The sequence below is a fragment of the Marinobacter vulgaris genome (assembly GCF_003344045.1).
Taxonomy (GTDB): domain Bacteria; phylum Pseudomonadota; class Gammaproteobacteria; order Pseudomonadales; family Oleiphilaceae; genus Marinobacter; species Marinobacter vulgaris.
On record NZ_QFWX01000003.1, the window covers coordinates 307,000 to 331,917 of the forward strand.

General features: G+C 58.0%; 26 protein-coding genes and 1 tRNA gene. 10 read left to right on the forward strand and 17 right to left on the reverse strand.

Annotation, left to right across the window (positions count from 1 at the left end):
- Positions 1–7: 7 nt before the first annotated feature.
- The 6 genes from DIT71_RS07605 to flgA form a co-directional block, all read right to left on the reverse strand.
- Positions 8–640 (reverse strand): CBS domain-containing protein, encoded by a 633-nt coding sequence (locus tag DIT71_RS07605; RefSeq protein WP_114612605.1) that lies wholly within the window; start codon positions 638–640, stop codon positions 8–10.
- 59 nt (positions 641–699) lie between these two features.
- Positions 700–2,613, reverse strand: coding sequence for a bifunctional tRNA (5-methylaminomethyl-2-thiouridine)(34)-methyltransferase MnmD/FAD-dependent 5-carboxymethylaminomethyl-2-thiouridine(34) oxidoreductase MnmC (gene mnmC / locus DIT71_RS07610; RefSeq protein ID WP_114612606.1), 1,914 nt, complete (start codon positions 2,611–2,613; stop codon positions 700–702).
- Positions 2,614–2,640: 27 nt separating this feature from the next.
- On the reverse strand, positions 2,641–3,258 hold the full coding sequence (locus DIT71_RS07615; RefSeq protein ID WP_114612607.1) for a peptidylprolyl isomerase: 618 nt from the start codon (positions 3,256–3,258) through the stop codon (positions 2,641–2,643).
- Positions 3,259–3,448: 190 nt separating this feature from the next.
- A complete protein-coding gene (locus DIT71_RS07620) occupies positions 3,449–3,919 on the reverse strand; it encodes a flagella synthesis protein FlgN (RefSeq protein WP_114612608.1) in 471 nt (156 codons plus the stop codon).
- A 7-nt stretch (positions 3,920–3,926) separates the two neighbouring features.
- The gene (gene flgM, locus DIT71_RS07625; protein WP_114612609.1) at positions 3,927–4,253 is read right to left on the reverse strand and encodes a flagellar biosynthesis anti-sigma factor FlgM; all 327 of its coding nucleotides are present in this window, start codon (positions 4,251–4,253) and stop codon (positions 3,927–3,929) included.
- A gap of 181 nt (positions 4,254–4,434) precedes the next feature.
- Positions 4,435–5,139, reverse strand: coding sequence for a flagellar basal body P-ring formation chaperone FlgA (gene flgA / locus DIT71_RS07630; RefSeq protein WP_114612610.1), 705 nt, complete (start codon positions 5,137–5,139; stop codon positions 4,435–4,437).
- Positions 5,140–5,337: 198 nt separating this feature from the next.
- Between flgA and DIT71_RS07635 the strand changes: the two genes are divergently transcribed.
- From DIT71_RS07635 to DIT71_RS07645, 3 genes are read left to right on the forward strand one after another with little or no spacing between them, the layout of a single operon-like run.
- Complete coding sequence (locus DIT71_RS07635; RefSeq protein ID WP_114612611.1) at positions 5,338–6,267, forward strand: chemotaxis protein CheV; 930 nt, start codon at positions 5,338–5,340, stop codon at positions 6,265–6,267.
- 42 nt (positions 6,268–6,309) lie between these two features.
- Complete coding sequence (locus DIT71_RS07640; protein WP_114612612.1) at positions 6,310–7,137, forward strand: CheR family methyltransferase; 828 nt, start codon at positions 6,310–6,312, stop codon at positions 7,135–7,137.
- 8 nt (positions 7,138–7,145) lie between these two features.
- Entirely contained in the window at positions 7,146–8,333 is a 1,188-nt protein-coding gene (locus DIT71_RS07645; protein WP_114612613.1) for an MFS transporter, read from the forward strand.
- 64 nt (positions 8,334–8,397) lie between these two features.
- Here the strand turns inward: DIT71_RS07645 and DIT71_RS07650 are convergent, their stop codons facing one another.
- The gene (locus DIT71_RS07650) at positions 8,398–9,774 is read right to left on the reverse strand and encodes a sodium-dependent transporter (RefSeq protein ID WP_114612614.1); all 1,377 of its coding nucleotides are present in this window, start codon (positions 9,772–9,774) and stop codon (positions 8,398–8,400) included.
- Between the two features lie 60 nt (positions 9,775–9,834).
- The gene (locus DIT71_RS07655; RefSeq protein WP_114612615.1) at positions 9,835–10,896 is read right to left on the reverse strand and encodes a Glu/Leu/Phe/Val family dehydrogenase; all 1,062 of its coding nucleotides are present in this window, start codon (positions 10,894–10,896) and stop codon (positions 9,835–9,837) included.
- A gap of 536 nt (positions 10,897–11,432) precedes the next feature.
- Between DIT71_RS07655 and DIT71_RS07660 the strand changes: the two genes are divergently transcribed.
- Entirely contained in the window at positions 11,433–11,960 is a 528-nt protein-coding gene (locus DIT71_RS07660; RefSeq protein WP_114612616.1) for a lipocalin family protein, read from the forward strand.
- A 28-nt stretch (positions 11,961–11,988) separates the two neighbouring features.
- Here DIT71_RS07660 and DIT71_RS07665 read toward each other — a convergent pair whose 3' ends face one another.
- From DIT71_RS07665 to DIT71_RS07675, 3 genes are all read right to left on the reverse strand, one after another.
- Entirely contained in the window at positions 11,989–12,639 is a 651-nt protein-coding gene (locus DIT71_RS07665; protein WP_114612617.1) for a cupin domain-containing protein, read from the reverse strand.
- Between the two features lie 74 nt (positions 12,640–12,713).
- Entirely contained in the window at positions 12,714–13,244 is a 531-nt protein-coding gene (locus DIT71_RS07670) for an isochorismatase family protein (protein ID WP_114612618.1), read from the reverse strand.
- 83 nt (positions 13,245–13,327) lie between these two features.
- The gene (locus DIT71_RS07675; protein ID WP_114612619.1) at positions 13,328–16,606 is read right to left on the reverse strand and encodes a carboxyl transferase domain-containing protein; all 3,279 of its coding nucleotides are present in this window, start codon (positions 16,604–16,606) and stop codon (positions 13,328–13,330) included.
- A gap of 161 nt (positions 16,607–16,767) precedes the next feature.
- On the opposite strand from DIT71_RS07675, the gene DIT71_RS07680 reads away from it, so the two are divergent.
- Positions 16,768–16,974 (forward strand): DUF2905 domain-containing protein, encoded by a 207-nt coding sequence (locus tag DIT71_RS07680; protein WP_114612620.1) that lies wholly within the window; start codon positions 16,768–16,770, stop codon positions 16,972–16,974.
- A gap of 126 nt (positions 16,975–17,100) precedes the next feature.
- Positions 17,101–17,191 (forward strand) — tRNA-Ser (locus tag DIT71_RS07685).
- 134 nt (positions 17,192–17,325) lie between these two features.
- On the opposite strand, the gene DIT71_RS07690 is transcribed toward DIT71_RS07685, so the two are convergent.
- The 6 genes from DIT71_RS07690 to DIT71_RS07715 form a co-directional block, all read right to left on the reverse strand.
- A complete protein-coding gene (locus tag DIT71_RS07690; RefSeq protein ID WP_114612621.1) occupies positions 17,326–18,342 on the reverse strand; it encodes a sensor domain-containing diguanylate cyclase in 1,017 nt (338 codons plus the stop codon).
- A gap of 90 nt (positions 18,343–18,432) precedes the next feature.
- Positions 18,433–19,380: an AEC family transporter gene (locus tag DIT71_RS07695; protein ID WP_114612622.1), complete on the reverse strand. Its 948-nt coding sequence runs from the start codon at positions 19,378–19,380 to the stop codon at positions 18,433–18,435.
- An 11-nt stretch (positions 19,381–19,391) separates the two neighbouring features.
- On the reverse strand, positions 19,392–19,667 hold the full coding sequence (locus tag DIT71_RS07700) for an acylphosphatase (RefSeq protein WP_114612623.1): 276 nt from the start codon (positions 19,665–19,667) through the stop codon (positions 19,392–19,394).
- Positions 19,668–19,714: 47 nt separating this feature from the next.
- Positions 19,715–20,314: a DUF938 domain-containing protein gene (locus DIT71_RS07705; protein ID WP_114612624.1), complete on the reverse strand. Its 600-nt coding sequence runs from the start codon at positions 20,312–20,314 to the stop codon at positions 19,715–19,717.
- 3 nt (positions 20,315–20,317) lie between these two features.
- Positions 20,318–20,656, reverse strand: a complete 339-nt coding sequence (locus DIT71_RS07710) for a branched-chain amino acid transporter permease (protein WP_114612625.1) — start codon at positions 20,654–20,656, stop codon at positions 20,318–20,320.
- Complete coding sequence (locus tag DIT71_RS07715) at positions 20,649–21,353, reverse strand: AzlC family ABC transporter permease (RefSeq protein ID WP_114612626.1); 705 nt, start codon at positions 21,351–21,353, stop codon at positions 20,649–20,651. Before DIT71_RS07715 ends, DIT71_RS07710 begins: the two co-directional genes overlap by 8 nt.
- Before the next feature lie 117 nt (positions 21,354–21,470).
- Between DIT71_RS07715 and DIT71_RS07720 the strand changes: the two genes are divergently transcribed.
- From DIT71_RS07720 to pgsA, 4 genes are all read left to right on the forward strand, one after another.
- Positions 21,471–21,731 (forward strand): YheU family protein, encoded by a 261-nt coding sequence (locus DIT71_RS07720; RefSeq protein ID WP_114612627.1) that lies wholly within the window; start codon positions 21,471–21,473, stop codon positions 21,729–21,731.
- A gap of 92 nt (positions 21,732–21,823) precedes the next feature.
- Positions 21,824–22,489 (forward strand): UvrY/SirA/GacA family response regulator transcription factor, encoded by a 666-nt coding sequence (gene uvrY / locus DIT71_RS07725; protein WP_114612628.1) that lies wholly within the window; start codon positions 21,824–21,826, stop codon positions 22,487–22,489.
- Entirely contained in the window at positions 22,473–24,350 is a 1,878-nt protein-coding gene (gene uvrC / locus DIT71_RS07730; RefSeq protein ID WP_114612629.1) for an excinuclease ABC subunit UvrC, read from the forward strand. The genes uvrY and uvrC overlap by 17 nt, the downstream gene beginning before the upstream one ends.
- A 7-nt stretch (positions 24,351–24,357) precedes the next feature.
- Positions 24,358–24,915 carry a CDP-diacylglycerol--glycerol-3-phosphate 3-phosphatidyltransferase gene (gene pgsA, locus DIT71_RS07735; RefSeq protein ID WP_114612906.1) on the forward strand — a complete coding sequence of 186 codons (558 nt, stop codon included), beginning with the start codon at positions 24,358–24,360 and terminating at the stop codon, positions 24,913–24,915.
- Positions 24,916–24,918: the final 3 nt, after the last annotated feature.

Consider the following 24,918-nt stretch of genomic DNA (forward strand, 5'->3'; position numbering starts at 1 on the left):
GGGCGGGTTATACGCTGCCCTCGTGCCTGCCAGCGCTGGCATATAGCCGTAGGTAGTCGGTGCTGGTCACGATCCCGGCTGGCTGGCCGGTGTCGTCGATAACCAGGGCAGCATTGAGCTGGTGAGCCAGCATGAGCCTTGCCAGCTGATGGGCGTCGGTTTCCGGCGAGGCGGTCAGGAATGCCGGCAACTCGATGTTCAAAAATCCCGACCCCATCCCGCGGGAGCCGGCTTGATGCAACCAGGCCAGTAACCACCGCAGATCCACAAGTCCGGCTACGTTCTCCTCTGCTGTAATGACAATGTGGTGAATGGCGTTTGCTTCCATGGTGTCGAGTGCGTCGCTCACGGTAGCCGTGGCTGGCAACGAGAACAGGGTAGGCGTGCAGATCTGGGAAACCGGCAGGTAGAGTCTGCGCTCTTTTGGCTCCCCCGCTTCCGCTGCGCTGTATTCCTCAAGGGCCCGGTGGCGGCCGTGCCTGGCTGCCAGCTGGAATTCGGCATCGGTGGTTTCGCTGTGGCTGACGTCAACTTTCTGGGGTTCTGTCAGTTCCGTGACGTCGCCCACGCGGCGGCTCCGAAATACCTCCGGAAGGCGCGTACCGACCGGTCGGCCGGGTTCACTGACATGGATGGACATAGTGGTTTGCTCCGGTAATCACAGGGCTTTTTTGCTTATCGGCCGGATGTTGGATTCCTTCAGGCGCCTATAGTTTCCGATGCAGTTGCAATCCTTTTGTGGCAGCGCTGGGTGGCAACCCTTCTGGCCAGAGAGGCCGGCAGGCATCGGGGTTGTCCGGTGATACGATCTGCCAGATATTCCGCCAGCAACGGGGCGTAGGTCAGGCCCTTGCTGCCCAGACCCGTAAACAGGTCGATGCCTTCCAGGGCGCGGCCCGAGGGATCCGTCAGGGGGCCGGCAACGGGCTGGTAATCATGGGTTGTGCAGCGAAAAGCCACTTTGCCTTCAAGCACTGCCGGGTCGATTGCCGCCGCGGGGCCTTTGAGCAAACCGGGAACCATGGCCGCCAGCATGGAGAGGTTTTCCCGGTGGCTGTCGACAGAGAGCATTGGTGAGTGATCATGAAGGTCAAAGGTTGCACCCGCGAGTGCTGTTCCCTCGTGGGCGGGGTTTATGTACCCGGGACCGCAGAGTACGACCGACGGGTTATTCAGTGATGTTTCCGGCAAGTGGGAAACCTGGCCACGAATGGTACGGAAACGGAACTCATTGGGCAGCGGAATCAGCTTGGGGCTGAGATGCCCGGCGCAAATGACCACACGATCAGCAACCACATCCTGCTCACCGTTTCCGGCAACATGCCATTTGCCATTGCAGGGAGTCAACCGGTGGACATCAAAGCCGAAACATTGCTGTATTCGCGGGTGGCGGATCAATGCGCGGCACAGTTTGCCTGGCTCCAGCCAGCCGCTGGAGGGAAACCATAGGCCGCCATTCGGGAGGGGGACTCCAGCCATGCGGGAGGCCTCGATGGCATCGACAGCGCGAAGTATCGCTGCCGGGTAATCATTGCGTGCGGTGAACCGGGCCTGACGGCCCGCTTCCACATCATTGTAGGCCAGTTGGACAAGGCCGGTGGGATGCCAGCAATGGCCGCCGGATTGCGCATAGTAGCGCTGGCTAAACAGCAGAGAGCTCAGGCCAAGCTTTGCCTGGTCGTTGAATTCCACGCCAAGCTTTACGTACAGGGCGCCCTGGCAGTTGCCTGAAGCCGCCATTCCTGCGTCCGATGCCTGGTCTATGAGGGTTACTGCAAGGCCGCGTTCGGCGAGGTTGCGGGCCAGCAGTGTGCCTGCAACGCCGGCGCCTATAATGGCAATGGAGTGCGGAGGTCGGAGATTTTCGCCAGCGCCCATCTCCGGGCCCTTGGGTAATTCTCCGGCAAGCATCTCCAGCTTGCGCCGGAACCCTTGTGTTTTGCGCATGTTGAAGCCGGCATTCACCAGCAACCTGCGCACTTCACCGACTGCCGTAAAGGTGGCCAACGTGGTGCCTGGCCCGCTGTGCCCCCTGAGAGCCGTGATTGCGGCCTGGTCCCACATGCGGGGGTTCCTGGACGGGGCAAAGCCGTCCAGGAACCAGGCATCGGCCTGGAAGTCCAGTTCGCGCCAGGCTTCCAGGACATCGCCGAAAAACAGTGTCAGCCGGATACGCCCGCCCGCCAGAACCAGCCGGTGAGCGCCCTGGACTGGTGGTGGATAATGCTCTAGAAGCTCGGCCGCGTAATCGCCAAGTTCCGGCCACAAGGCCAGCGCTTGCCCGAGGTCTTCGCGGGCAAGGGGGTAACGCTCGACAGAAACAAAGTGCAGGCAGCTGCTGTCGCTGGGATTTGAGACTGCCCAGGCCTGCCAGGCGGCGAGAAAATTCAGCCCGGTACCAAACCCCGTTTCGGCAATGACAAACGAGCTGCCGGCAGGGGCACTGGCAAATCGCTCGGCCAACCGGTTATGGCCAATGAACACGTGACGGGCCTCTTGCAGGCCATCATCACGACTGAAATAGACATCATCAAAACGGGTGGAGCAGGGGACACCATCACGCCACTCGATCGCGGCGGTTTCGATTGATGGGGGCCTGAGGTCCTTGGTCAATTCCGTCACTGTCCGGTCAACCCAATGCTACTCTGCGGTGCTGTCGGCTTTTCTCTGGGACACGCTGCGGATGATAATGGGATCTTTCGGCACATCACCCATGCCGCCTGATCGGCCGGTTGTCTTGCTGGCGATGGCATCTACCACTCCCATGCCGCCGCTGACCTTGCCAAATACGGTATAGCCCGGTCCGCGAACACCGGCATCCAGGAAGCCGTTGTCGGCCAGGTTAATGAAAAACTGGGAGGTGGCCGAATCCGGTGAGCTGGTCCGGGCCATGGCAATGGTGCCGCGAAGGTTCTTGGCTGTCGGTTTGGCTTCGTTCGGCACCGGGTCGCGGGTCTGTTTCCGGTTGAGGTTTTCATCAAATCCGCCGCCCTGGATCATGAAGCCCGGAATGACCCGGTGGAAAATGGTGCCCTCATAGAATCCATTGCTTACGTAGGTAAGGAAATTATCCACGGTTTCCGGTGCAATGTCCGGGCGCAGCGTTACTTCGATTACGCCTTCGCTGGTTTCGATGATTACCCTTGGTAATTCGTTCTGCTGCTCCTGGGCAGACAGTGATGAAGTGATGCCCAGCAACAGGGCGGCACAGAGAACAATCTGCATCACATAACGAAACGGCTTAACGGAATTTGTCATTCTATACTGGCTCACGCTGTTAGTTCCGGGGTTGTGTCTGCTGCCATCCGCCGATGGCTTGGGACTGAGGGAGGATTTTAACAGAGTTTGACAGGCAGGTCGGCCAGATTTCATGGACAGGAGAAATAGGCGATGGGGGGGGCGCGACGGACTCTATTCCAATCGTCACCCCTAATTCAGCGGGTACCGGTCACGCGCTTGCAAAAATGGTGCTGTGGGATACCGCTTTCTGTTCGCCCTGCGCTCCATAAAGTTTCTGGTGCCCGGCAACACCGCGGAAAATGTCAGTCAGGCGGGAAAGGCGTTTCTGGAGATGGCTGATGACCCTGCCGTTGGTCTGGTTCATTGCCTGGCAGCTTCGCAGGCGCCTGTCAGCGTCTTCCCACAGGGTGAGAAGGTCCGGCAGACCGGCACTGCGGATGAACCGCGAAGGCTCGCCACTCTCGGGGCGAAACCCCATCGCAACCAGCAATCGGATTTTCCGTTTTGCGCTTTCGCGGATCTGCTCCAGTAACCGGTTCTTTTCGCCGGTCAGTGTTTCAAGCTGGCGGATGTCAGAGCTGGAAAGGCAGGATTTCTCCTGGTTGAGAATGCCCGCCAGGGTTTCCAGCTTGCGGATATCCTGGGTTAGAAGGTCTTTCAGTTCGTCAATTGCGGCCATGATTTACTCACCCGAAAATGCTTTCATCCATCTCAAGCATTTTCTGGGCCAGTTTCTCAGCATCAATTTTGTAGGAGCCATTTTCCAGGGCAGATCGAATCTGCTCGATGCGATCATCATCCATTTCCGGAAAGTTGCCCAGTTTCTGCTCAAGCTGCTTAAGCTCTTTCGCCTGGCTGCTCAGGTTGACATTTTCACCGCGGGGGCCCTGAGTCTGGGTCTTCGCCTGCTCTGCAACAGAAGCCTGGGTATTCTGGGTACCGGAAGACTTATCGGCCGTGGTTTTCTGGGTGTTGACCTGGCCTGGGCCTATTCCATTAAAGTCAACTGACATAGGGTTACCTGCTTAGCTGATCAGCCGCATTGGGCGGCTCCACGAGTTTCATACCTATCTAACGGCATGGCTTTACATTTCTTTAGCAAATTTTTACATACATGATATTACAAACCTGTCATCCGGCCGTTGGCGGCAAAAGTTTGCCGCCAACGGCCAATGAATTCCCAGGTGGCGGCCATCACATGGGAATCTCCACATGGCCAGGCGCTGTTACACGAGCCCGGATCGTGCGGGACGACGACAGGTTTTCCACCAGAACCTGCTCGCCGATGCCACCGCTGGCCAGCGCCTTGCCGCGGGAATTTACCGAAAAATTGCCGCTACGGGCACTGATAATAACATGATCTCCCCGCTCTATTGCCGCAGGGGTGAGCAGCAGATCAGGCGTGAATACGGTGCCGGCATTCACTCCCCGCCGCATTTCCATCCCCACAAGCTGGTCCTCTCGGGTAACAGCGCCGCGCCTTATGGAGTTGACGACTACGGAGTCCGTGCTCAATGCGCTTTCCGTTAACCGTTCGCCTCTGCTCAGTGGCCGTGCAGCGACGATAGCGTCTCCGGTTATGGTGATGGAAACCGGGAGGAACATACGCCAGGGTCGTGAGCCCTCACAGGAAACCAGTAGTGACGGCTGTGTTGTCTTCCAGGGATCACCGCTAAACGAGACGTCCAGCGGATTTTCGCAGGTGGCGAGGGAAAGACGGGCATCCAGTTTGCCACTATCGTAAACAACGGAGAACCCGTCCGGCGCCTGCTCCCGGGCAAATGCCGTCAGGAATTTGTCGGCAGCGGAATAGATCTGCTCTGCCGTAGTGTCAGAGGCGGCTGCGGTGCCTGCAAGGCTAGACATTAGCAGTGCGGTAACGAAAATGCTGATGCGCATACGCTGCGGTTTGTCCTATGCTGTTGATCATTGGGGCGGGGGCGCGTAATTCTGAAAAATGTCTAATGATATTCAGAATATGGCCGTTAAGCCCATCTACCAGTCAATAAACCGGCACATTGTGGTGCCAATTGACGCATTACCATGACGCAGCAAATTGCGTGCCGGCAGGAAGTCGTTGTAGCAGGAGAAGAGGCGATGGCAGGGGTATTGGACAGTGTAAATCAGCGCACGCAGCTTGTAGGTCAGAACCGCCTGGAGCTTCTGTTGTTCCGGCTTCGTGGCCAGCAGGTTTATGGCATTAACGTCTTCAAGGTCAAGGAAGTGCTTCAGTGCCCGAAGCTGTCCTCCATACCGAACAGTCGGTCCATGATATGTGGCGTCGCACATATCCGGGGAGAGACTATCCCGATTATTGACCTTGCCATGTCGATTCGGCTGCCGGGTGTCCCCCGCGAAGAGAGGGCGAACTGTTTCGTGATTATCACCGAATACAACCGCAAGACCCAGGGGTTCCTGGTGGGCGGCGTTGATCGCATCGTAAACATGAACTGGGAAGACATCCTTCCGCCGCCCAAAGGCGCCGGAAAAGACGTCTACCTGACAGCGGTCACCCGCATCGATGACAGGATTGTCGAGATTATTGATGTTGAAAAGATCCTGTCCGAGGTTTCACCCCTGGACCAGGATGTGGGCGAGGAGGTTCGCAGCAGGAGTGCACAACGTCCGCCGGGCCATCTGCCGGTGCTGGTGGTGGATGATTCCACCGTTGCCAGACGCCAGATTGAACGCTGTCTGACCGCTATTGGCATGGAAGTGGTGACCAGGAATGATGGCAAGCAGGCTTTCGATTACCTCAAGGAGATTACGGCGGACGGATCCCGCGCCACGGATCACCTGTCACTGATTATATCCGATGTCGAAATGCCCGAAATGGATGGGTACACTCTCGTCACCAGGTGCAAAAATGAGCCTGCGATAAGAGATGTGTATATCATGCTGCATACGTCTCTCAGTGGCGTGTTCAACAAAGCCATGGTGCAGAAAGTGGGCGCTGATGATTTCATGGCCAAATTCAGTCCTGATGAGCTGGCAGAGCGGGTCATGGAGATCATCGACCGCGAGTAGTGGCCCTGTTGTCGCTTCCGACTTACCCGACATAGAGATCCAATGAAAGCTGAAATAACGCCACAGGAATACGAGGCCTTCAAGACGTTCCTGCAGGATGCCTGTGGCATTTTGCTCGGGGATAACAAGCAGTACCTGGTCAAAAGTCGTCTGCGCCGAATCATGGAAGAGAACAATCTCAACACCCTCGGCGAGTTGCTGGAGCGGGTAAAACGGACCGGCCGCAGCAGTCTGAACGAAGTGGTCATCGATGCGATGACCACCAATGAAACCCTGTGGTTCCGGGACAATCACCCCTTTCGTATCCTCCAGGAAAAACTGCTTCCCGAGTTTGGTGACAAAAAATCGGCACAGTCGCTGAGAATCTGGTCTGCGGCCTGTTCGACGGGCCAGGAACCCTATTCCGTCGGCATGATCATTGAAGAGTTCCGGCGCCAGCGCCCGGGCAAGCTCAGGGATGTCAAAATAACGGCTACGGACATCTCCAAAAGCGTGCTGGAAGTGGCCCGCCGTGGTGAATACGAAATGATTGCCATTGGCCGAGGACTGTCCCCGGAACGGCAGAAGCAGTTCTTTACGCCGGCCGCAAACGGTAGCTGGCAGATCAGGCCACAAATCAAGAGCATGGTCGAATTCCGTGAGCTCAACCTGCTTGAACGCTACATGCTTGGCAAGTTTGATATCGTGCTGTGCCGCAATGTGCTGATCTACTTTTCGGCCGAGTTGAAGAAGGATATCCTGAGCCGTATCCATGCCACTCTCAACCCTGGCGGCTACCTGATACTGGGCGCTTCGGAATCCCTCAACGGATTGCCCCATCTCTACGAAATGGTGCAGTGCCACCCCGGGATCATTTACAGGAAGAAGTAGGTCCGCCCATGCCCCTCAATGTATGGATACTGGTTGCTGCCCAGGCGCTCGCCATGTGCACAGCGCCGTTTATCGTTTTTATCGGAAGCATTCATGGCCGCCTGCTGGCACCGTCTCCGGAACTGGCCACACTACCGGTAGGGCTTGTTGTGGTGGGCACGGTGCTGGCGATCAAACCTGCTACCTGGCTGATGGAGCGCATGGGGCGAAAGCCGGTCATGTTGCTGGGGACCCTTTCAGGGACGATGGCGGGCCTGCTTGGGGCGCTGGCAGCCTGGACAGGGAGTTTTCCATTGTTGTGTGCGGCGGCCGTTGTCGGTGGAACCGGCCTGGCCGTCGTTCACCAGTATCGTTTTGCGGCCATGGAATCGGTATCGTCCCAAATGGCCGGTTCCGCCGCCGCCCGCGTGCTTCTGGGCGGACTCGTAGCGGCCTGGTTGGGGCCGGAAATCGCTCTGGCCGGCGGTGGTAGCGAGGCGGAATTTCCCTTCATGGGTGGATGGCTCGCCCTGGCTGCGGTCCAACTGCTCGCCATGGCGGTGCTGGCTCTGGGATATCGCGCCAGTGGCGAACACGTGCGGGAAACCCCGGCAGGGGGCGGCCGCCCCATGTCCGCCATCGTGAGGCAACCGGTTATCTGGGCGGCGATCAGTGCTGCCGCCGTCGGTTACGCGATCATGAGCTTCATCATGACGGCCACGCCCCTGAGTATGACCGAGGTCGCCAGCCATCCCCTTGAAGACGCCAAATGGGTTATCCAGATTCACATCATGGCCATGTATCTGCCATCACTAGTCAGCGGCTGGCTGATTCGGGTTGTGGGCATCCCGCGAATGATGGGCCTGGGATTACTGGCGTATCTCGGGTGTGTGGCGGTTGCCTTCAGCGGTATCAGTTTCGGGCATTACCTGTCTGCCCTGATTCTGCTGGGCATTGGCTGGAATTTCCTGTTCGTGGGTGGCACCACGCTACTGCCTCAGGGTTACCGGGATGAAGAGCGCTTCCGGGTGCAGGGACTCAATGATCTGATGGTATTCGGCTCGCAGGCGACGGCTGCGTTGAGTGCCGGGGTGGTGCTGGCCGCGTTTGACTGGACCGGGTTGCTGCTGATTGCGGTGCCGTTCCTGATCCTGCACGGGGTGCTGATGGCGGTGTGGCTGCTGAACCGCCCGGCGGCGTCCAGGGTGATCGATTAGTACGGGGAGGATGTAGGAGGAGGATAGTGCCGACACCCCTCAGGGTGCCGACACTTTCAGAAGGCTAAATCAGGTTGTAAATGAATACGATGCCCACGGCGATGGGTGTGAAGTAGCGCAGCACCCGATACCAGGCGGCAAAGACGGCCGGTGACATGGACAGTTCCTCCTCCAGGGCTTTGCGGGACAGGAACCAGCCGACAAACACCGCGACCAGAAGTCCTCCGAGCGGCAACAGGATGTTGGCGGTCAGGAAGTCCAGCAGGTCAAAGATGGTCTTGCCCTCGAACATCGTGAACATGCCCAGTGGTGCCACATCGGACCACAGGTTCAGGGACAGTATGGATGCGATGCCCAGCAACCAGCAGGCAATACCCGCACCCAGCGTGCTGAGGGTACGGTTCATGCCCTTCTGTTCTTCCAGCCATTCCACCAGTGGCTCCAGCAATGAAATACCGGACGTCCAGGCGGCGAAAATCAGCAGCACAAAGAACAGTGTGCCAAACAGGCTGCCCATCGGCATCTGGCCGAAAGCCAGCGGCAGCGTCTGGAAAATCAGGCCGGGGCCGGCACCGGGCTCAAGGCCATTGGCAAATACAATCGGGAAAATCGCCAACCCGGCCAGCAATGCCACCACGGTATCCATCAACGAAACGGTGACCGAAGTCTTGGCAATGGAGATGTTTTTCGGCAGGTAGGAACCGTAGGCCATCATGATGCCCATGCCCAGGCTGAGCGTAAAAAAGGCATGGCCAAGGGCCACCAGTACGCCGGAAGTGGTTAGCTTGGAGAAGTCCGGCTGGAACAGGAAACTTGCCGCCTGGCCAAAATGGCCGGTGGTCATGGCGTAGCCCACGACAATAAGCAGCAGCACGAACAGGGCAGGCATCAGAATACTGACGGCACGTTCAAGGCCGGACCGCACCCCGCGGGCAACCACCAGCATTACCAGTGCCATGAACAGGGTGTGCCACATCAGCAGCCGTAAGGGGTCCCCCAGCAGTCCCGTGAAGATCGCGCCGATGGATTCGGCACTCTGGCCCGCGAGTTGACCTGTGGCCGCGGTGCCGACATAGGAAATGGCCCAGCCACCAATCACCGAATAAAACGACAGGATGAGGAAGCCGGCCAGTACGCCGATTGCCGCAACCCAGCCCCATGCCGGTTTAAGGCCCTCCTGCCGGGTAATCGCCCGCATACTGTTGACGGGGCTTAGTCCACCACGGCGACCAATCAGGACCTCCGCCATCATGATAGGCAGGCCCACTGCCGCTATACACAGCAGGTAGACCAGAACAAAGGCACCGCCGCCGTTCTCACCGGTGATATACGGGAATTTCCAGATGTTGCCGAGGCCTACCGCAGAACCGGTGGCGGCCAGTATGAACGCGAGGCGGGACGACCAGAGCCCGCGGGCGGCGGATGAAGAAGGATCACTCATTGTTTTCTCCTGCTTACTGTTTTTGTTTTCGGGGAAGGAGCGGTGGCAGCAAGACCGCCATCAACGTGGTATGTGGCGGAATCGTTCTTCTGCCAGTCGGTCCGCGATCTGCCCGGTGGGCAGACCATCACGGTCTGATCGCTGGAATATTTCCTCCAGGGTGAGGCCAATGGTATCGACATGCGCGCGGACGGCATCCGGGTCTGGGCCGCTGCGCTCGTAGCACACGTCAATGATGCCACCGGCGTTGATCACGAAATCCGGAGCGTACAGAACGCCACGATTCCACAGCACCCGGTCGTGCACGGGGCTGGCAAGCTGGTTGTTGGCGGCACCGGCAACGATGGAGGCCTGAAGCCTTGCTATGGATTGATCGTTCAGCACCGCGCCCATGGCACAGGGCGCCACGACATCCACCGGCAGGTACAGGATCTCTTCCGCAGTTGCCGGTGTGGCGCCGAGTTCTGCCACCGCCCGGTCCATCTGCTCCTGATGGATGTCGTACACCCAAAGCCTGGCGCCAGCCTCGGTGAGATGTTGAGCCAGACGGTAGCCAACATTACCGATGCCCTGGACGGCTACCTTCAAGCCTTCAAGATCACTGCGACCGAGCTTGTGTTTTACCGCTGCCTGGAGACCGACGAAGGTGCCCCAGGCTGTGGCGGGGGAAGGGTCGCCGTTGCTGGGTTTGCCGTCGAAGCCGAGGCGCTGCTTGATGCCTGCGACATTGCCAGTCTGACGGCCCATGATCTGCAGGTCTGCAACACTGGTGCCAGAGTCTTCTGCAGCAATATACAGTCCGCCCAGTTGCTCCAGGAAGCGGCCCATGGATTCCAGCAAAGCTTCGGTTTTATGTTCCCGTGGGTCGCCGATAATAACCGACTTGCCACCACCCAGATCGAGGTTGGCCAGAGCCGACTTGTAGGTCATGCCCCGTGACAATCGCAGCACATCCCGGAGCGCCGCCTCGTCGCTGGCGTAGGGAAACATGCGGCAACCACCCAGGGCGGGACCACGGGAGGTATTGTGGACGGCAATAATGGCGCGCAGGCCCGTCTCAGGGTCGCAGCAGAAAGTGAGGTTTTCGTGGTGATCGAATTCAGGATGCGTAAATACAGTCATTGTTCTGGTCCTTTTACCGAACGCGTTTGCAGAGGGGCCCACCCGGGGCCGGGCAGTGAGCAGCTGAGGGTCTGATCAGAGAGCGGACAGAAGCTGAGGTGATTGCCTCAGACCGGAATCAGGTAAGGGCGTCGATCTGGGCGATCGCAAGACAGAGCAGGGCGCGAGTGAAAAGGCATTAACGGGAGTTGCAGACTACGGGCGCAAAGGCCCATCATCGGGGACTGATTTACCAGTGACATGCTGAAATCCTCTTCCACCAGGCCGGATCACGGCTTTCGTGGTTGTCTTGTTGTTGTGCCCCGGCGGGTTGGCCGGTTGGCATGATTTCATGGTGTGGAGCCCTTTTGGGGCCCGACGGAAAAAGACTAGATAGCTTTTACATCATCGTCAATGGTTGAAAATCACTCTTTTTTGGCGAATTTAAAAACTTCAACGGTAACAGTGAGATGCCTCTACTTTACGTAAACGTAAATTTTCAGGTTGGCGGGCCTCTGTTCCCGTTCCGGCTTTTACCCCCTGCAGGAATTGATATTATGGCGATTACCAAGAGTCTGATTTTCTCTGCGGTTCTGCTGGTGACAGGCTGCACCGGAGTGCCCGATGGAATCGATCCCGTGAGTCAACTGGACATAGAGCGGTACAAGGGCACCTGGTATGAAATCGCGCGCCTGGATCATTCGTTTGAGGAAGGTCTGTCCAACGTTACCGCTGACTATACGCTTCAGGAGGACGGCAGCATCCGGGTGATCAATCGCGGCTATTCTGAAGAAGACGGGAAATGGGAGGAAGCCGAGGGTCGGGCGGTTTTTGTCGAAGATGAGGCCAACGGACACCTGAAAGTGTCCTTTTTCGGGCCCTTTTACGCGTCCTACGTGGTGTTCCGGCTCGACGAGGATTACCGGTTTGCCTTTATCACGGGCTACGACCGGGATTACCTCTGGTTTCTGTCACGGACGCCCACGGTGGATGACGAGCGCCTCGAGGACTTCAAGAAAACCGCGGAGGCAAGAGGCTTTGATCTTGACGAGTTGATCCTCGTTGATCAAAGCCGCAATCGTTAAGCCGGCGAGGCGCTTGTTAGCCTGCGGGTCACAATGGAAGGTGGCCTGTTTTTACCCAGATAACCGTTTCCTGGTCCACAAAGGGATGGTGCTGGCTCATGTGCGGGCTTCGCATCCAGGTACCGGCCGGGTAGCGTCCGTTTTCGTCACAAAATTCGCCGGATAAGACCAGTATCTCCTCGCCACCGAAATGTCGGTGGGGCTGAAACTTTTCCTTTTCCGGCCATTTCACCAACGCCACGTGCTCGTGTTCAAATTCATGCAGCGGCATGACTTCAAGCCCCCCGATACCGGGCAGCCATTCAGCGGACTTGGTATCGATGCGCACGGTAGTGGTGTCGCGCTCATCGAACTGATGGAGCTTTACAAACAGAACGCAGCCTTCCTTGCTGAACGGGGCGTGGCCACTACCGGGCGGGTTGCGTAGGTAGGTGCCTTTGCCGTAATCACCGGTTTCGTCGGAGAATACGCCCTCAAGTACCAGAATTTCCTCGCCGAGGGGGTGCTCGTGACGCTTGAAACTGGCGCCCGGCTCGTAGCGCACGATGCTGGTGGCATGGCCGCGCTCGGCCTCCTCGCGCGCCAGGGGTTTTCGGAGAACGCCCCCGGCAGGGCTGGCAATCCATTCCTGGTCGGGAGTATGGATAACGACTTTCTGGTTGAAGTCCATATTGAGCATATTGATCTCCGGTTATGTAACGTGGCAGTTCTACGACGGCCGTTCAGCGCCGGATGTGTCGGGTCTCCCTGCCGCTATTTAATCAGCTTCTGAACATCGCGGAAGCGTGGGTGCTCGCAATGCTGCATCCACTCGAAAGCCACCATCTCGACGGTAACAATGGTGGCTCCGGCCTGCTGCAGGCGCTCCAGGGCTGCATCGCGGTCATTGTCGTGGCGGGAACCAGTGGCATTTTCCACCACCCATACACCGAAGCCGGCGGCCAGAAGCGATAGTGCGGTCTGCAACATGCAGACATGGGTCTCGCAGCCACCAATGATGACCTGCTTCCGATCATTGGGCATGGCTTCCACCAGGCCACCGCCACAGGCATCAAAATGAATCTTGGTTACGGTCTGGTCAGCCAGTGCTGACACCTCGTCATCGTTGTGGCCCAGTTTTTCGGGAATTTGTTCCGTGGCAATCACCGGAACGTTCAGAAGCTTTGCAATCCGCGTGAGTCTAACGCTTTCGGCGAGGACTGAATCACCGTCGCTGATTGCAGGCATCAGTCTTTTCTGAAGATCTACCAGTACCAGTATTGATTGCTCGGCTTTCATCAGCATCTTGAACTCCTCAAGGCGTTAGCCCGGGTTGGGGTTGTTACCAGTATTGCACAAACCTGTTCCAGGTTTCCGCCGCAGCGTGGTTACCAGGTATCAACCATTGGCCGGTGACCACCACGCAGGGATGCCGGATCGGCGGCACTGAGGCCCCGGACCAGCCAGTCTCGGGTTTCCGCGGGATCGATCACCGCATCAATCTCAAGGAAGCTTGCCATGCTCACGCCCTTGCCGCGGTCATAGAGTTGCCCTACCAGTTTGTCGAACAGGGCCTTGCGTTCATCCTGGTTCTCGATAGCGGCAAGCTCCTTGGCAAAGCCAAGACGGACGGCCCCCTCAAGACCCATGGCCCCGAACTCACTGCTTGGCCAGCCAACGGTAAACAGAGGGGCGTGGAAACTGCCCGCTGCCATGGCCTGGGCACCGAGGCCGTAGCCTTTGCGCAGCACCACCGTGAAAAAGGGCACCGTCATGCTGGCGGCGGTGACGAACATCCGGGACACATGGCGGACGGTCGCCTGTTGCTCGGCCTCGGGGCCGACCATAAAGCCGGGGGTGTCGCACAGGGACAGCAATGGCAGACCATGGGCATCGCACAGCTGCATGAAACGGGCAGCCTTGTCTGCGGCAAGCGCGTCGATGGCTCCGCCCAGATGCATGGGATTATTGGCGATCACCCCGAAGGCCTTACCCCGGATGCGAACCAGGGCGGTCACCATTCCCGGCGCAAAGGCCGAACGCAACTCGATCACCGAGGCATGATCTGCCAGGGTATTGATCACCTCGCGGATGTCATAGCCACGTAGACGATTTTCAGGGACCAGGTGTCGCAGCTGCCGCTGGTCGGATGGTTCGTCGGTGGCCACCTCGCCCTGAAAAAAAGCGAGATATTGTTTGGCGATGCGGGTCGCGTCGGCCTCGTCCCCGGCGACGATGTCAACAACCCCATTGCGGCTTTGGGTGGACACCGGGCCGACTTCTTCGGGCATGAAGCGGCCAAGCCCGCCACCTTCGATCATGGCCGGCCCGGCCATACCGATGGTGGCGTTTTCAGTGGCAATGATCACGTCGCAACAGCCCAGCAAGGCCGCGTTGCCGGCAAAGCAGCGCCCGGAGGCGATACCGATCAACGGCACCCTGCCGCTCAACCGGGCCATGCGCAAGAAGGTGGTGCAGTCCAGCCCCGCCACCCCAACCCAGTCCACGTCGCCGGGGCGGCCGCCACCGCCCTCGGTGAAAAAGACCAGGGGCAGCCGCTGTTTTTCCGCCAGTTCCAGCATGCGGTCCGTTTTCTTGTGGTTCATCACGCCCTGGGTGCCGGCGAATACCGTGTAGTCATAGCTCATGGCCATGCAGCGGGCCGTCTCCGCGCCAAACCATTCACCATTGATCCTACCGATGCCGGCGATCAGTCCGTCCGCCGGGCTGAGCGCCTGCAGTTCTTCCGCACTGTGACGGGTACGCTGTGCAGCGACCGCCAGTGCGCCGTACTCCATGAAACTGCAGTCGTCCAGCAGGTCTGCCAGATTTTCCCGTGCCGTTCGCTGGCCGGTTTTCCGGCGTTTTGCCACCGCTGCCGGCCGATTTTCGTCAACAAGCTGGTCGTGCAGAGCAAGAACCTGTTGCAGATCCTTGCGAATGTGCTCGAGGTCTACCGATTCTTCGGTGGGTACGTCAATCGCTGCCACGTCTCCGGCCTCGATAAACATCAACGGCTGGTCTTCATAGACGGCATCCCCATTACCGGCAGCGAGGGCGACCACGCGCCCACTTTGTCCGGCCTTGATCACGAACTCCATTTTCATCGCTTCCAAAATGGCCACCTGTTGGCCTTCAGCAACGGCCTGGCCGGGGGCCACATCAATGCTGACGACCACCCCCTGGGCCGGGGCGGTGATCGGATCCGTGCCTTCCGGGCCGGTCGCAACTGCTTGGTCTGAGGACTGCACTGTGCGGGTTTCGGTGAAATAAAAACCGGGATGGAGCCGGTCATCGTCGGGCACAAGTTCCGCCGCGTGGGTGTCGATAAACCGCGTGGACAGGGTGTTCGACTGAACCAGACCGTGTTGCAGAAGGTTCTGGAGAAATCCGATGTTGCTGGGAACGCCCTCCAGCCGGAACTCGCAAAGAGCGCGATAGGCGCGGCGGAGCAGGGCGGGGTAGTCACCCTCGGAATGAACAATAACTTTTGCCAGCAGAGAGTCGTAGGCGGGACTTGTGGTGTAACCGCTGTAACCGTATCCATCGACGCGAACACCGGGGCCTGTTGGTGGTTCATAGGCCTCTATCCGTCCACCCGCAGGCCGCGCACTGCCGTCCGGCGCCATGGTTTCCAGGTTGATGCGAAGCTGAACCGCTTGGCCCCTGGGTTGCGGTACCTGGTCCAGTCCCAACTGCGCCAGTGTCATGCCAGCCGCCACAAGAATCTGCAGTTGAACCAGGTCCAGCCCGGTGATCGCTTCGGTGATGGTGTGTTCGACCTGGACACGGGGGTTGGCTTCCAGAAACACGTAACGGCCGGTGTCGATGTCCACAAGAAACTCAATGGTGCACAGCCCCCGGTACCCGACTGCGCCGCTGAGCATTTCTGCATCCGCCAGTAACTGATCGCGCAATTCTTTTGTCAGGCCGGGCGCGGGGGCTATTTCCATCACCTTCTGGTTCCGGCGTTGCAGAGTGCAGTCTCTCTCCCAGAGATGGGTAACGGCGGTGCCGTCGCCAATGATCTGGACCTCAATGTGCCTTGCGTTGGGGATCAGTTCCTCAATATAGAGATCTCCAGTGCCAAATGCCGAAGCAGCCTCTGACTGGCAGCGATAAAACGCGGACTCCAGCTCGTCAAGCGAAGAAACTGGCCTCATGCCCCTCCCGCCGCCTCCGGCAATCGCCTTGAGCATCACCGTACCGTGTTCGCCCAGAGATTCCATGAAGGATCTGGCGGATTCAAGGCTGGTGGGTTCGTTGGTGCCATGAATGAGCGGGACGCCATGCTTTTTGGCCAGCTGTCGGGCGCTGGCCTTGTCACCAAAGACATCAAGCACCGCCGGCGAGGGGCCGATAAAGAACACGCCTGCCGCCTCGCACTGGCGCGCAAAGTTCGGATTTTCACTGAGAAAGCCATAACCCGGATGTATGGCGTCGCAACCATAGTCCTTTGCGATCTGGATCAGTGCCTCACCATTTAGATAGGCTGCCGGCCCTGAGCCGCTCAGTGTGACTGCGGTGTCCGCCTTTTTCACATGAAGCGAGTGGCTGTCATCCTGAGCGTATATTGCCACCGTCGGGATGTTCAGCTCAGCAGCCGCACGGGCGATGCGGACGGCAATTTCACCACGATTGGCAATCAACAGGCGCTGGAAGGGCATGGGTCAAAGTATCCTCTGGGCAAGTGTTGTTCCTGGTATTAATGTTAGCAACCAACACACTAGCGTAGAACGCCCGCACCGGGGGTTGAAGTGATCTTTACTTATCCATGAATATGAGCCCTATTGATTGCTTAAACGATTCATATCGAAGTGGAGCCGGAATGTCACGTTGGTTAATAATGGCGGGTATAGCACTGGTTGTTCTGGGCCTGCTGGTTCACTTTGCCCCCTGGCTGTTCCAGTGGTTCGGCAAGCTGCCCGGGGACATCAATATCCGCTCAGACAGGAGTCAGCTGTTCATTCCTGTCACCTCGATGATCCTGATCAGCGTCCTCCTTACGATCGTCCTGAACTTGTTCAATCGCTAGTCAGCTCGAGCCCCGGAGCACTCCAGGTGAAACGATTTCAAAATTGGAGTTGCCAAATCCCGCCAAAACCATTAGAGTTTGCGCCCTCAAATGAGCGACAAAATTGCTGATTTGGAACAGTTTATTGGAGAGGTGGCCGAGTGGCTGAAGGCGCACGCCTGGAAAGTGTGTAAACGTTAATAGCGTTTCGAGGGTTCGAATCCCTCCCTCTCCGCCAATACAAAACCCCAGCAGAAATGCTGGGGTTTTTTATTGAAGGACTGGCAGGGAGGTAGGAAGGGCCCTCGCGAGCTCTACCGAAGCCTGACTCCCGGACTGACGGCCAGAAGCCCGAATAATCCCTCCCTGGGACTATTTGAGTTCGGCAGTGTGCTTCCGTCTCTCCCTCTTCACCTGATACATCGCGTCATCCGCCCGGGCAAGCAACGCCTCCGGGCTTTTCATGCCGGGCTCTGAGGTTACGACACCGACGCTGGCCCCCTCATAATCGATACTGGTCATGCCCAGATGAAATGTGCCCCGACTCAGAGCTTCGAGCCGTTGCCGTATCGCTATTCGGCTCCTTTCGTAATCACTGGAAAAAGCAGTACCAAATACAACAAATTCATCGCCTCCGATACGGGCGATGAAGTCGCCTTCCCGGAGACCGGCTTTGATTCTTTTCGCCATCTCGATCAGGAACCGGTCTCCCGCGTCGTGACCATAGTCATCATTGATAGACTTGAACCCGTCCAGATCGATGAAGGCAAGATGAATGCGGCCATTGCCACGGTCTGCATTAGCCAGTGAGCGCTTCAGCTCAGCGTCCATCGCGCGGCGGTTGGGAATGCCGGTCAGCGGGTCAGAGCGCGCATACTCCTGCAGTGTTATGTGCTCGCGCCTGAGCGTTGCGAGCAACTGGTCCCTTTCCAGTTGGCGAGCAATCAGGCGACTGAACATGGCAAGCAAGCGCCGGGCTTCGTCCGATACCTTGACCTTGTGCCTGCTCGCGCCACACAGCGTCCCGTAAAGTTCGTTGTCACCAATGTGCACCGGTTCGCTGACGTAGGTAACAAGTCCGAGCGTCTTTGCCGCCTCTGAATCTCCCCAGAGATATCTGACGTTATCGGTATACAGCTGCCCTTCATCGATCGCACGCTTGCACAGTGTGTCACCCCAGGAAACTGTTAACCCCTCCGGAATAGACAGATTTTTGCTGTTGCGGGCAAAGACTATTCTCTGCACACCTTTGGCAGTATCAATGCTAGTCAGGTAAGTGGATTCCAGCCCTGTCACGGCTTCCAGAAGTTCCAGCAGCGATTTGACCAGCGTTTCCAGGTCTTCGTCGTCCGAGACGGCGGCTGCCAGTTTGTTCAACATCTCATTCATTGCAATTACTCTGCACTGCTGACTATCGAAATATTTGTCCTCTAATAGGCTCTCAAATATTATCCAGTATTGTAAATGTCGATTCATTGTTCAGATTATCCCTGCAGTGCGCAGCGCAAAGACGCCAAGGGTTACTGTCGCGCTGGCCATCAAGGTGGTCAGAGCCACTATATTGGCAGCCAGTCGGTCGTTGCCACCCAGTGCCTTGACCATCACGAAGCTCGCGGCCGCAGTGGGGCTGGCAAAGAACAGGAACATCAATCCGAGTTCCCGGCCTTCAAATCCTGCCAGCCAGGCAGCCAGTGTGCATAGGACCGGCAGCGTCACCATCTTCATGACACTGGCACTGATGGCCAGCTTGCGGTCATTGCGCATGGCGCTCAAGGACAGGGTTCCGCCAATACACAGCAAGGCCAGGGGCAGGGTGAGGGAGGCAAAATAGTCGCCACTGGTCATCAGCCACGCGGGCAGAGTGATGCCCGACCATGCAAAGGGCACGGCGACCAGCACGGCCAGGATCAGAGGATTGCGGACGATATCACCGAGGATTCGGCTCCAGCTGGCAGACTGTCCCGGTTGATAGGTGGTCAGCACGATGACCGAGAGCGCATTGTAGGAAATGATCACCACCCCCAGCAGCAAACCGCCGGCAGACAGACCGTAATCGCCGTAAAGACTGGCGGCCAGCGCCAGGCCGACAATCCCGCAATTACCCCGGAAGGCGCCCTGGACATACACCCCCCGATCAATCGCTGGCACGGCACGCATGGCCCACAGCCAGGATAAGAGAAAGCTGGCCAGTGTCGCGGCCACGAAAAATCCCAGTAATGCGGGGTTGAGGGTAGTGTCCAGGTCTGCCCGTACAATACTCAGGAACACCAGGGTGGGCAGAGTAGCCCGAAACACCAGCGCCGACGCGGTGTTGATGAAGGTGGCGTCTATCCAGCCCAGGCCCCTGAGGCCCAGCCCGATAAACACCATGGCGAATACCGGCAGGGTGATCTCAAGGGTGTGTAGAAAGGTGTCCAGGAGCGCCATTCTGCCGGAGCTTACCGGGTCTCGAAGCGGGTAAATTCACCTGTGGCCGGACTTTCGTTGGCGTCGATCCCGTCCACCTTTGCCGCAGGCGGCCCCTCATGACACCATTGCCTGAGAGAACTCAGTGCTGCTGAAGGGCCTTCGGCGACCAGTTCCACGCGGCCATCGGGCAGGTTTTTCGCGTAGCCGGTCACGCCGAGTTCAGTTGCCTTCTCGGCTGCGGACGCGCGATAGTAAACCCCCTGTACCTTGCCGCTGATCAACATCGTCAGCCTCTGCTGGCTCATGGTCTGATCCTCCCTTTTGCGAAGACTCTTCTTTGATGGATGACTGCCTACAGTTTACGCCAGACCAGCAATCGGTTGTTGGCGGGCATCCCATGGTCGCTTTCGAGCCGGAATCCCGCCTGCGCTGCCAGCCCCAGCAGGTCATCCATATCGCGAATGCCCATGTGTGGCGCCTGAGCGCGAAGGTGCCGGTCGAACAGCCGGTTGCTGTCACTGGTATGGGCGCCACCGTAGCTGAATGGGCCGTAAAGGCAAAACGGCATTCCGGTATGCATTCGCCGTGCGAGCCCGGCGAACATGGACTCCACCTCATTCCAGGCCATGATGTGAGCGGTGTTCGCCGAGTAGGCGCCATCAATGCGCTCAACTGGCCAGTCTGCTGATGCCGCGTCCAGTTCCACAGGCGGACAAATATTGGTCAGGGTGGAATCCTCAATCCAGCCCAGACAGTGGCTGCTGGCACCCGGGCGGTCGCTGGGCTGCCAGACAAGATAGGGCATTGCCGAGGCAAAATGAACAGCGTGCTGGCCCGTGCCGGTGCCGATCTCGAGTATTGTACCCGGCCCGGTAAATGTCTGTCGGATGCGCTCGAGAATCGGCTGCTTGTTGTTCTCGCAGGCCTGGGAGAAAGGCTTGTGGGGAGCCATGATTTACGCCTGTATCAGGTTCAGCTGCAGTATTGCCATATAGGCCATCGTGCCAGAAGCGATGGACAAAAGCGCGTTGCGTCGCCAAAGGTGAATCGCTACGACCAGCACGGCGGGAACCAGTGCATCAAACCCCGGAAGGGCGTTATTCCAGGTAGCGGAGCGCTGGAGAAACACTGTTGCCAGCAGGGCCATGACCGCTGCGGGAAGGTAACGGCCGAGGTGGCGAACCAGAGGGTGTTCCGTATGTCTGTGGAAAAACAGGAACGGAATGACCCGGGTTGCGAAGGTGGCAGCGGCTGCGACCGCAATGAATCCGGTCAGATACCACATGTCAGACATGATCAGCCCCGCCCTCAATGAGGGAATGGCGAAGCTTGCGGTACTGCACCAGCAATACCAGGGTAACAACCACTATGGCTCCGATCAGTTGGTGTGCCTGCGGCAGAACAAGAATGGCGAGTGCGGCTGCGCCAGCCCCAGCAAACAGCGGGAAGGTATCACCGAGTGCCTTGTATTGCTCGATGGTCAGGACGATGAAGAGCGCTACAAGCGCAAACTCGATACCGGTGCTGTCGAACGCCACGTTGGCACCCAGAAGGGCACCGAGGGCACAGCCTGCGACCCAGTAGCACTGGTTGAAGAAAGTGATTCGGAAATCCACCATCTGCTCATGATGCCTGTCCGGGGAGCGTGCGCGGCTCGTCAGCAGGGAGTAGGTTTCATCGGTCAGGCCAAAAATGAGGTAAACTTTGCGCCATCCTGCCCCCTGAAATTGCCCCAACAGCGACAGCCCGTAGAAGAGATGGCGGGCATTCAGCACAAACATGGCAACGAATACTTCCAGCAGCCCGGCGTTCGCGGCCAGCAGGCTGACTGCAAGTATCTGACCAGCACCGGCATAAACAAGAATGCCCATGACTGGCGCCGCCCACCAGGGATAATCCAGTTGGGTCGTAAACAGCACGCCAAAGGCCATGCCCAGGGGCAGGTAGCCGAACAGGATCGGCAGCGTTAGGCGGAAAATGGACTGGTTCATGTTGCCCCGGACAGCGCAAAGCCCGGCATGATAGAGAATACCGCCGCTGTTGAGAAGTCAGGCCTTCTACATCTGCGTCAAAGCCATTACCATTGAGCGTTTGAGGCATAGCCGATAATGACCGAAGACACAGGCCAGGAGCCCCAGCCGGATCCCCGGGAAGAAAAATTCGTGGTAGACGCGGAACTGCTCTCGGACGACCAGTTAGACGGGCTTGTCGATGAATATTGCACCCGCTATCACGGACTCAACGACACGGAAAACCCCATGGCAGAGCGGGAGCGCGTAAAGTCAGCGGTCCGGCGTAGGGAGCTGGTGGTCTGGTTTGATCCGGTCGAGAATGCCGCGAGCCTGGGTGTCCCGGGAAAAAGCCTGTGACCCAGGTCCGGTATCGATGGATGTATCTACCGCCGGGGGCCCTTAACCGGTACAATTTCCGCATTCCAATAAAGCCGCATGCGAGGTGAATTTTGATCAGGGTATTGGTTGTAGACGACCATGAACTGGTCAGGTCCGGTATTACCCGGATGCTGGCGGACAACCCGGACATTGACGTCATTGGCGAGGCCTCCTCAGGCGAGGAGGCCATCGATTTTGTGCGCAAAGACAGCCCGGACATCGTGTTGATGGATATCCGCATGCCGGGTATAGGCGGACTGGAAGCAACACGCCGCATACTTCGTATTGACGATGCGATCCGGGTCATCGTGGTTACGGCTTGCGCGGATGACCCCTTCCCAACACGCGTTATGCAGGCCGGCGCCTCGGCGTACATCACCAAGGGTGCTGACATCAGGGAAATGGTGCGGGCTATCCGTATGGCGCACTCGGGGCAACGCTATATCAGCCCCGAAATCGCCCAGAAAATGGCGCTCAAGCAGCTCGGCGGCGGAGATGCCCGGGACGGGGATGGCGAGTTGACCCTTTTTGACCGTTTGTCCGAGCGTGAAATGCAGATTGCCCTGATGGTCGTGGGCTGCCAGAAAGTGCAGGATATTTCCGACAAACTTTGCCTCAGCCCTAAAACCGTTAACAGTTACCGCTATCGGATTTTCGAAAAACTGGAAATTTCCAGTGACGTCGAGTTGGCATTGATGGCGGTCAGGCTCGGATTGCTCGATGCCGACAAGGTCTGACTCCCCGGCTGATACTGCCGAGGCAGGGAACAACAGGGAGTTCGACACCAAAAGCTTCCTCAAACAGCTGACCGAACGGCCCGGCGTCTATCGCATGTATGACGCCAGCGGCAACGTGCTGTACGTGGGCAAGGCCCGCAACCTCAAGAAGCGTGTAACCAGTTATTTCCGCAAGTCCGGACTGGCCCCGAAAACCGAGGCCCTGGTTTCCCGGATAGACTCCATTGAGGTCACCATCACCAGTAGCGAAACGGAAGCGCTGCTGCTTGAGCAGAACCTGATCAAGTCCCTGCGGCCCCCTTACAACATCCTGCTGCGGGATGATAAATCCTATCCCTACATCTACCTGTCATCACACGATGATTACCCATCGCTGACCTTCCGGCGGGGGCGCACGAAAAAGGGCGGTGGCACCTGGTACGGCCCTTTCCCAAGCTCGGGGGCGGTCAAAGAAAGTCTTAACATCCTACAAAAGATATTCCGTATAAGATCCTGTAGTGAAAGCTATTTCAGGAATAGAACCCGGCCCTGTCTGCAGTACCAGATCAACCGCTGCACGGCTCCTTGCGTTGGGTTTATTACGCCTGAGGAATACCAGGAGGACATGCGCCACGCCACCATGTTCCTGGAGGGCAAGAACCCTGCGATTCTGCAGGACCTGATGACGGCGATGGAAACCGCGTCGAAAAATCTGGAGTTCGAGAAAGCGGCCGCCTACCGTGACCAGATCAACCACCTGCGGCATGTGCAGGAGCAGCAGAGTGTGGACGGCGAAGGCGGCGACGCGGATGTTGTTGCCATTGCCCAGGACGCCGGGGTGGTCTGTATTGTTGTTATCATCGTTCGCGGTGGTCGGGTACTTGGCACCAAGGATTACTTTCCGCGGTATTCCATTGAGCAGTCAGAAGGCGAACTGTTGAGCGCGTTCCTGGGCCAGTATTATTTCGGTGGCAGCACGCGGCGGGAAATACCGCCGGATATTCTGGTGCCAGTGGATGTGGAAGAACAGGAGCTACTGTCGCAGGCGCTGACAGAGTCCGCGGGTCGGGACACCCGGGTTCGCAAGAATGTAAGGGGCGAGCGCCGGCGCTGGCTGGAACTGGCCATGACCAATGCCCGCCAGACCTTGCTGTCACACCTGGCCAGCAAGGAAACCGTCTATCGTCGCCTTCTGGCCCTGCGGGATTTGCTGGACCTCCCCGAAACCCCATCGCGCATGGAGTGTTTCGATATCAGCCACAGCCATGGTGAAAACACGGTCGCATCCTGCGTGGTTTTCGACGAGAATGGGCCGCTGAAGAGCGACTACCGCCTTTATAATATTGAAGGGGTCACCGCCGGGGATGACTATGACGCCATGCGCCAGGTACTGACACGGCGATACAAGCGGATGGTAGCCGGTGAGGGTAAAAGGCCGGACCTGGTGTTCATCGACGGTGGTAAGGGGCAGTTGAACATTGCCCGGGAAGTCTTTGATCAGCTTGGGGTTATCGATATTCCGCTGATTGGCGTGGCGAAAGGCGTCACACGGCGGGCGGGAATGGAGCAGTTGATTGATGCCATGACCGGCGACCTGTATCGGGTACCGGCCGACTCTCCGGCATTGCACCTGATTCAGCATATACGGGACGAGTCACACCGCTTTGCCATCACAGGCCATCGAGCCAGGCGTGACAAAAAACGCCGCCAGTCTACCCTTGAGGGTATCGAGGGGGTAGGGCCGAAGCGCCGTCGGGACCTGATCCGTTATTTTGGCGGCATTCAGGAGCTTCGCAAGGCCAGTGTCGACGAAATGTCCAAGGTTCAGGGAATCAGCAGGAACCTGGCAGAAACCATCTACGCAGTACTGCATGACGAATAGGGACAGCATGAATTTACCAAATATTCTCACTCTTTCCCGCATCCTGATGATCCCGGTTTTTGTGATCATCTATTACCTGCCGGCTGAATGGAGCTACGTTGTCAGCGCGGCCATATTCGGTCTGGCTGCGGCGACTGACTGGCTGGACGGGTACCTGGCGAGAAAGCTGGATCAAAGCACTCCCTTCGGTGCCTTTCTGGATCCGGTTGCGGACAAACTGATGGTGGCCGTTGCCCTGACGGTGCTGATTGAATCCCATGCCAGCTTCATTCTCACTATTCCAGCCACGGTGATTATTGGCCGCGAAATTGTGATTTCGGCATTGCGTGAATGGATGGCGGAAATCGGAAGCCGTGGAAGTGTTGCGGTGTCCTATATTGGTAAAATCAAAACCACCGCCCAGATGGTTGCCATCATCATGTTGCTGGCATTTCCTCCAGGCGTGCTCTGGGCCCACCTGGGAACGGCATTGTTGTATGTCGCAGCCGTGCTGACCTTCTGGTCGATGATTCTGTATCTCAAGGCTGCCTGGCCGGACCTGTTCCCCGATAAAGAAACAGGCTGATAC

What these genes read in the sequence shown, in the direction of transcription:
- DIT71_RS07605 (WP_114612605.1), bottom strand. Translation starts at nt 640, where the DNA reads ATGTCCATCCATGTCAGTGAACCCGGCCGACCGGTCGGTACGCGCCTT.
- DIT71_RS07615 (WP_114612607.1), bottom strand. Translation starts at nt 3,258, where the DNA reads ATGACAAATTCCGTTAAGCCGTTTCGTTATGTGATGCAGATTGTTCTC.
- DIT71_RS07620 (WP_114612608.1), bottom strand. Translation starts at nt 3,919, where the DNA reads ATGGCCGCAATTGACGAACTGAAAGACCTTCTAACCCAGGATATCCGC.
- flgM (WP_114612609.1), bottom strand. Translation starts at nt 4,253, where the DNA reads ATGTCAGTTGACTTTAATGGAATAGGCCCAGGCCAGGTCAACACCCAG.
- flgA (WP_114612610.1), bottom strand. Translation starts at nt 5,139, where the DNA reads ATGCGCATCAGCATTTTCGTTACCGCACTGCTAATGTCTAGCCTTGCA.
- DIT71_RS07635 (WP_114612611.1), top strand. Translation starts at nt 5,338, where the DNA reads ATGGCAGGGGTATTGGACAGTGTAAATCAGCGCACGCAGCTTGTAGGT.
- DIT71_RS07640 (WP_114612612.1), top strand. Translation starts at nt 6,310, where the DNA reads ATGAAAGCTGAAATAACGCCACAGGAATACGAGGCCTTCAAGACGTTC.
- DIT71_RS07645 (WP_114612613.1), top strand. Translation starts at nt 7,146, where the DNA reads ATGCCCCTCAATGTATGGATACTGGTTGCTGCCCAGGCGCTCGCCATG.
- DIT71_RS07650 (WP_114612614.1), bottom strand. Translation starts at nt 9,774, where the DNA reads ATGAGTGATCCTTCTTCATCCGCCGCCCGCGGGCTCTGGTCGTCCCGC.
- DIT71_RS07655 (WP_114612615.1), bottom strand. Translation starts at nt 10,896, where the DNA reads ATGACTGTATTTACGCATCCTGAATTCGATCACCACGAAAACCTCACT.
- DIT71_RS07660 (WP_114612616.1), top strand. Translation starts at nt 11,433, where the DNA reads ATGGCGATTACCAAGAGTCTGATTTTCTCTGCGGTTCTGCTGGTGACA.
- DIT71_RS07665 (WP_114612617.1), bottom strand. Translation starts at nt 12,639, where the DNA reads ATGCTCAATATGGACTTCAACCAGAAAGTCGTTATCCATACTCCCGAC.
- DIT71_RS07670 (WP_114612618.1), bottom strand. Translation starts at nt 13,244, where the DNA reads ATGCTGATGAAAGCCGAGCAATCAATACTGGTACTGGTAGATCTTCAG.
- DIT71_RS07675 (WP_114612619.1), bottom strand. Translation starts at nt 16,606, where the DNA reads ATGCCCTTCCAGCGCCTGTTGATTGCCAATCGTGGTGAAATTGCCGTC.
- DIT71_RS07680 (WP_114612620.1), top strand. Translation starts at nt 16,768, where the DNA reads ATGTCACGTTGGTTAATAATGGCGGGTATAGCACTGGTTGTTCTGGGC.
- DIT71_RS07690 (WP_114612621.1), bottom strand. Translation starts at nt 18,342, where the DNA reads ATGAATGAGATGTTGAACAAACTGGCAGCCGCCGTCTCGGACGACGAA.
- DIT71_RS07695 (WP_114612622.1), bottom strand. Translation starts at nt 19,380, where the DNA reads ATGGCGCTCCTGGACACCTTTCTACACACCCTTGAGATCACCCTGCCG.
- DIT71_RS07700 (WP_114612623.1), bottom strand. Translation starts at nt 19,667, where the DNA reads ATGAGCCAGCAGAGGCTGACGATGTTGATCAGCGGCAAGGTACAGGGG.
- DIT71_RS07705 (WP_114612624.1), bottom strand. Translation starts at nt 20,314, where the DNA reads ATGGCTCCCCACAAGCCTTTCTCCCAGGCCTGCGAGAACAACAAGCAG.
- DIT71_RS07710 (WP_114612625.1), bottom strand. Translation starts at nt 20,656, where the DNA reads ATGTCTGACATGTGGTATCTGACCGGATTCATTGCGGTCGCAGCCGCT.
- DIT71_RS07715 (WP_114612626.1), bottom strand. Translation starts at nt 21,353, where the DNA reads ATGAACCAGTCCATTTTCCGCCTAACGCTGCCGATCCTGTTCGGCTAC.
- DIT71_RS07720 (WP_114612627.1), top strand. Translation starts at nt 21,471, where the DNA reads ATGACCGAAGACACAGGCCAGGAGCCCCAGCCGGATCCCCGGGAAGAA.
- uvrC (WP_114612629.1), top strand. Translation starts at nt 22,473, where the DNA reads ATGCCGACAAGGTCTGACTCCCCGGCTGATACTGCCGAGGCAGGGAAC.
- pgsA (WP_114612906.1), top strand. Translation starts at nt 24,358, where the DNA reads ATGAATTTACCAAATATTCTCACTCTTTCCCGCATCCTGATGATCCCG.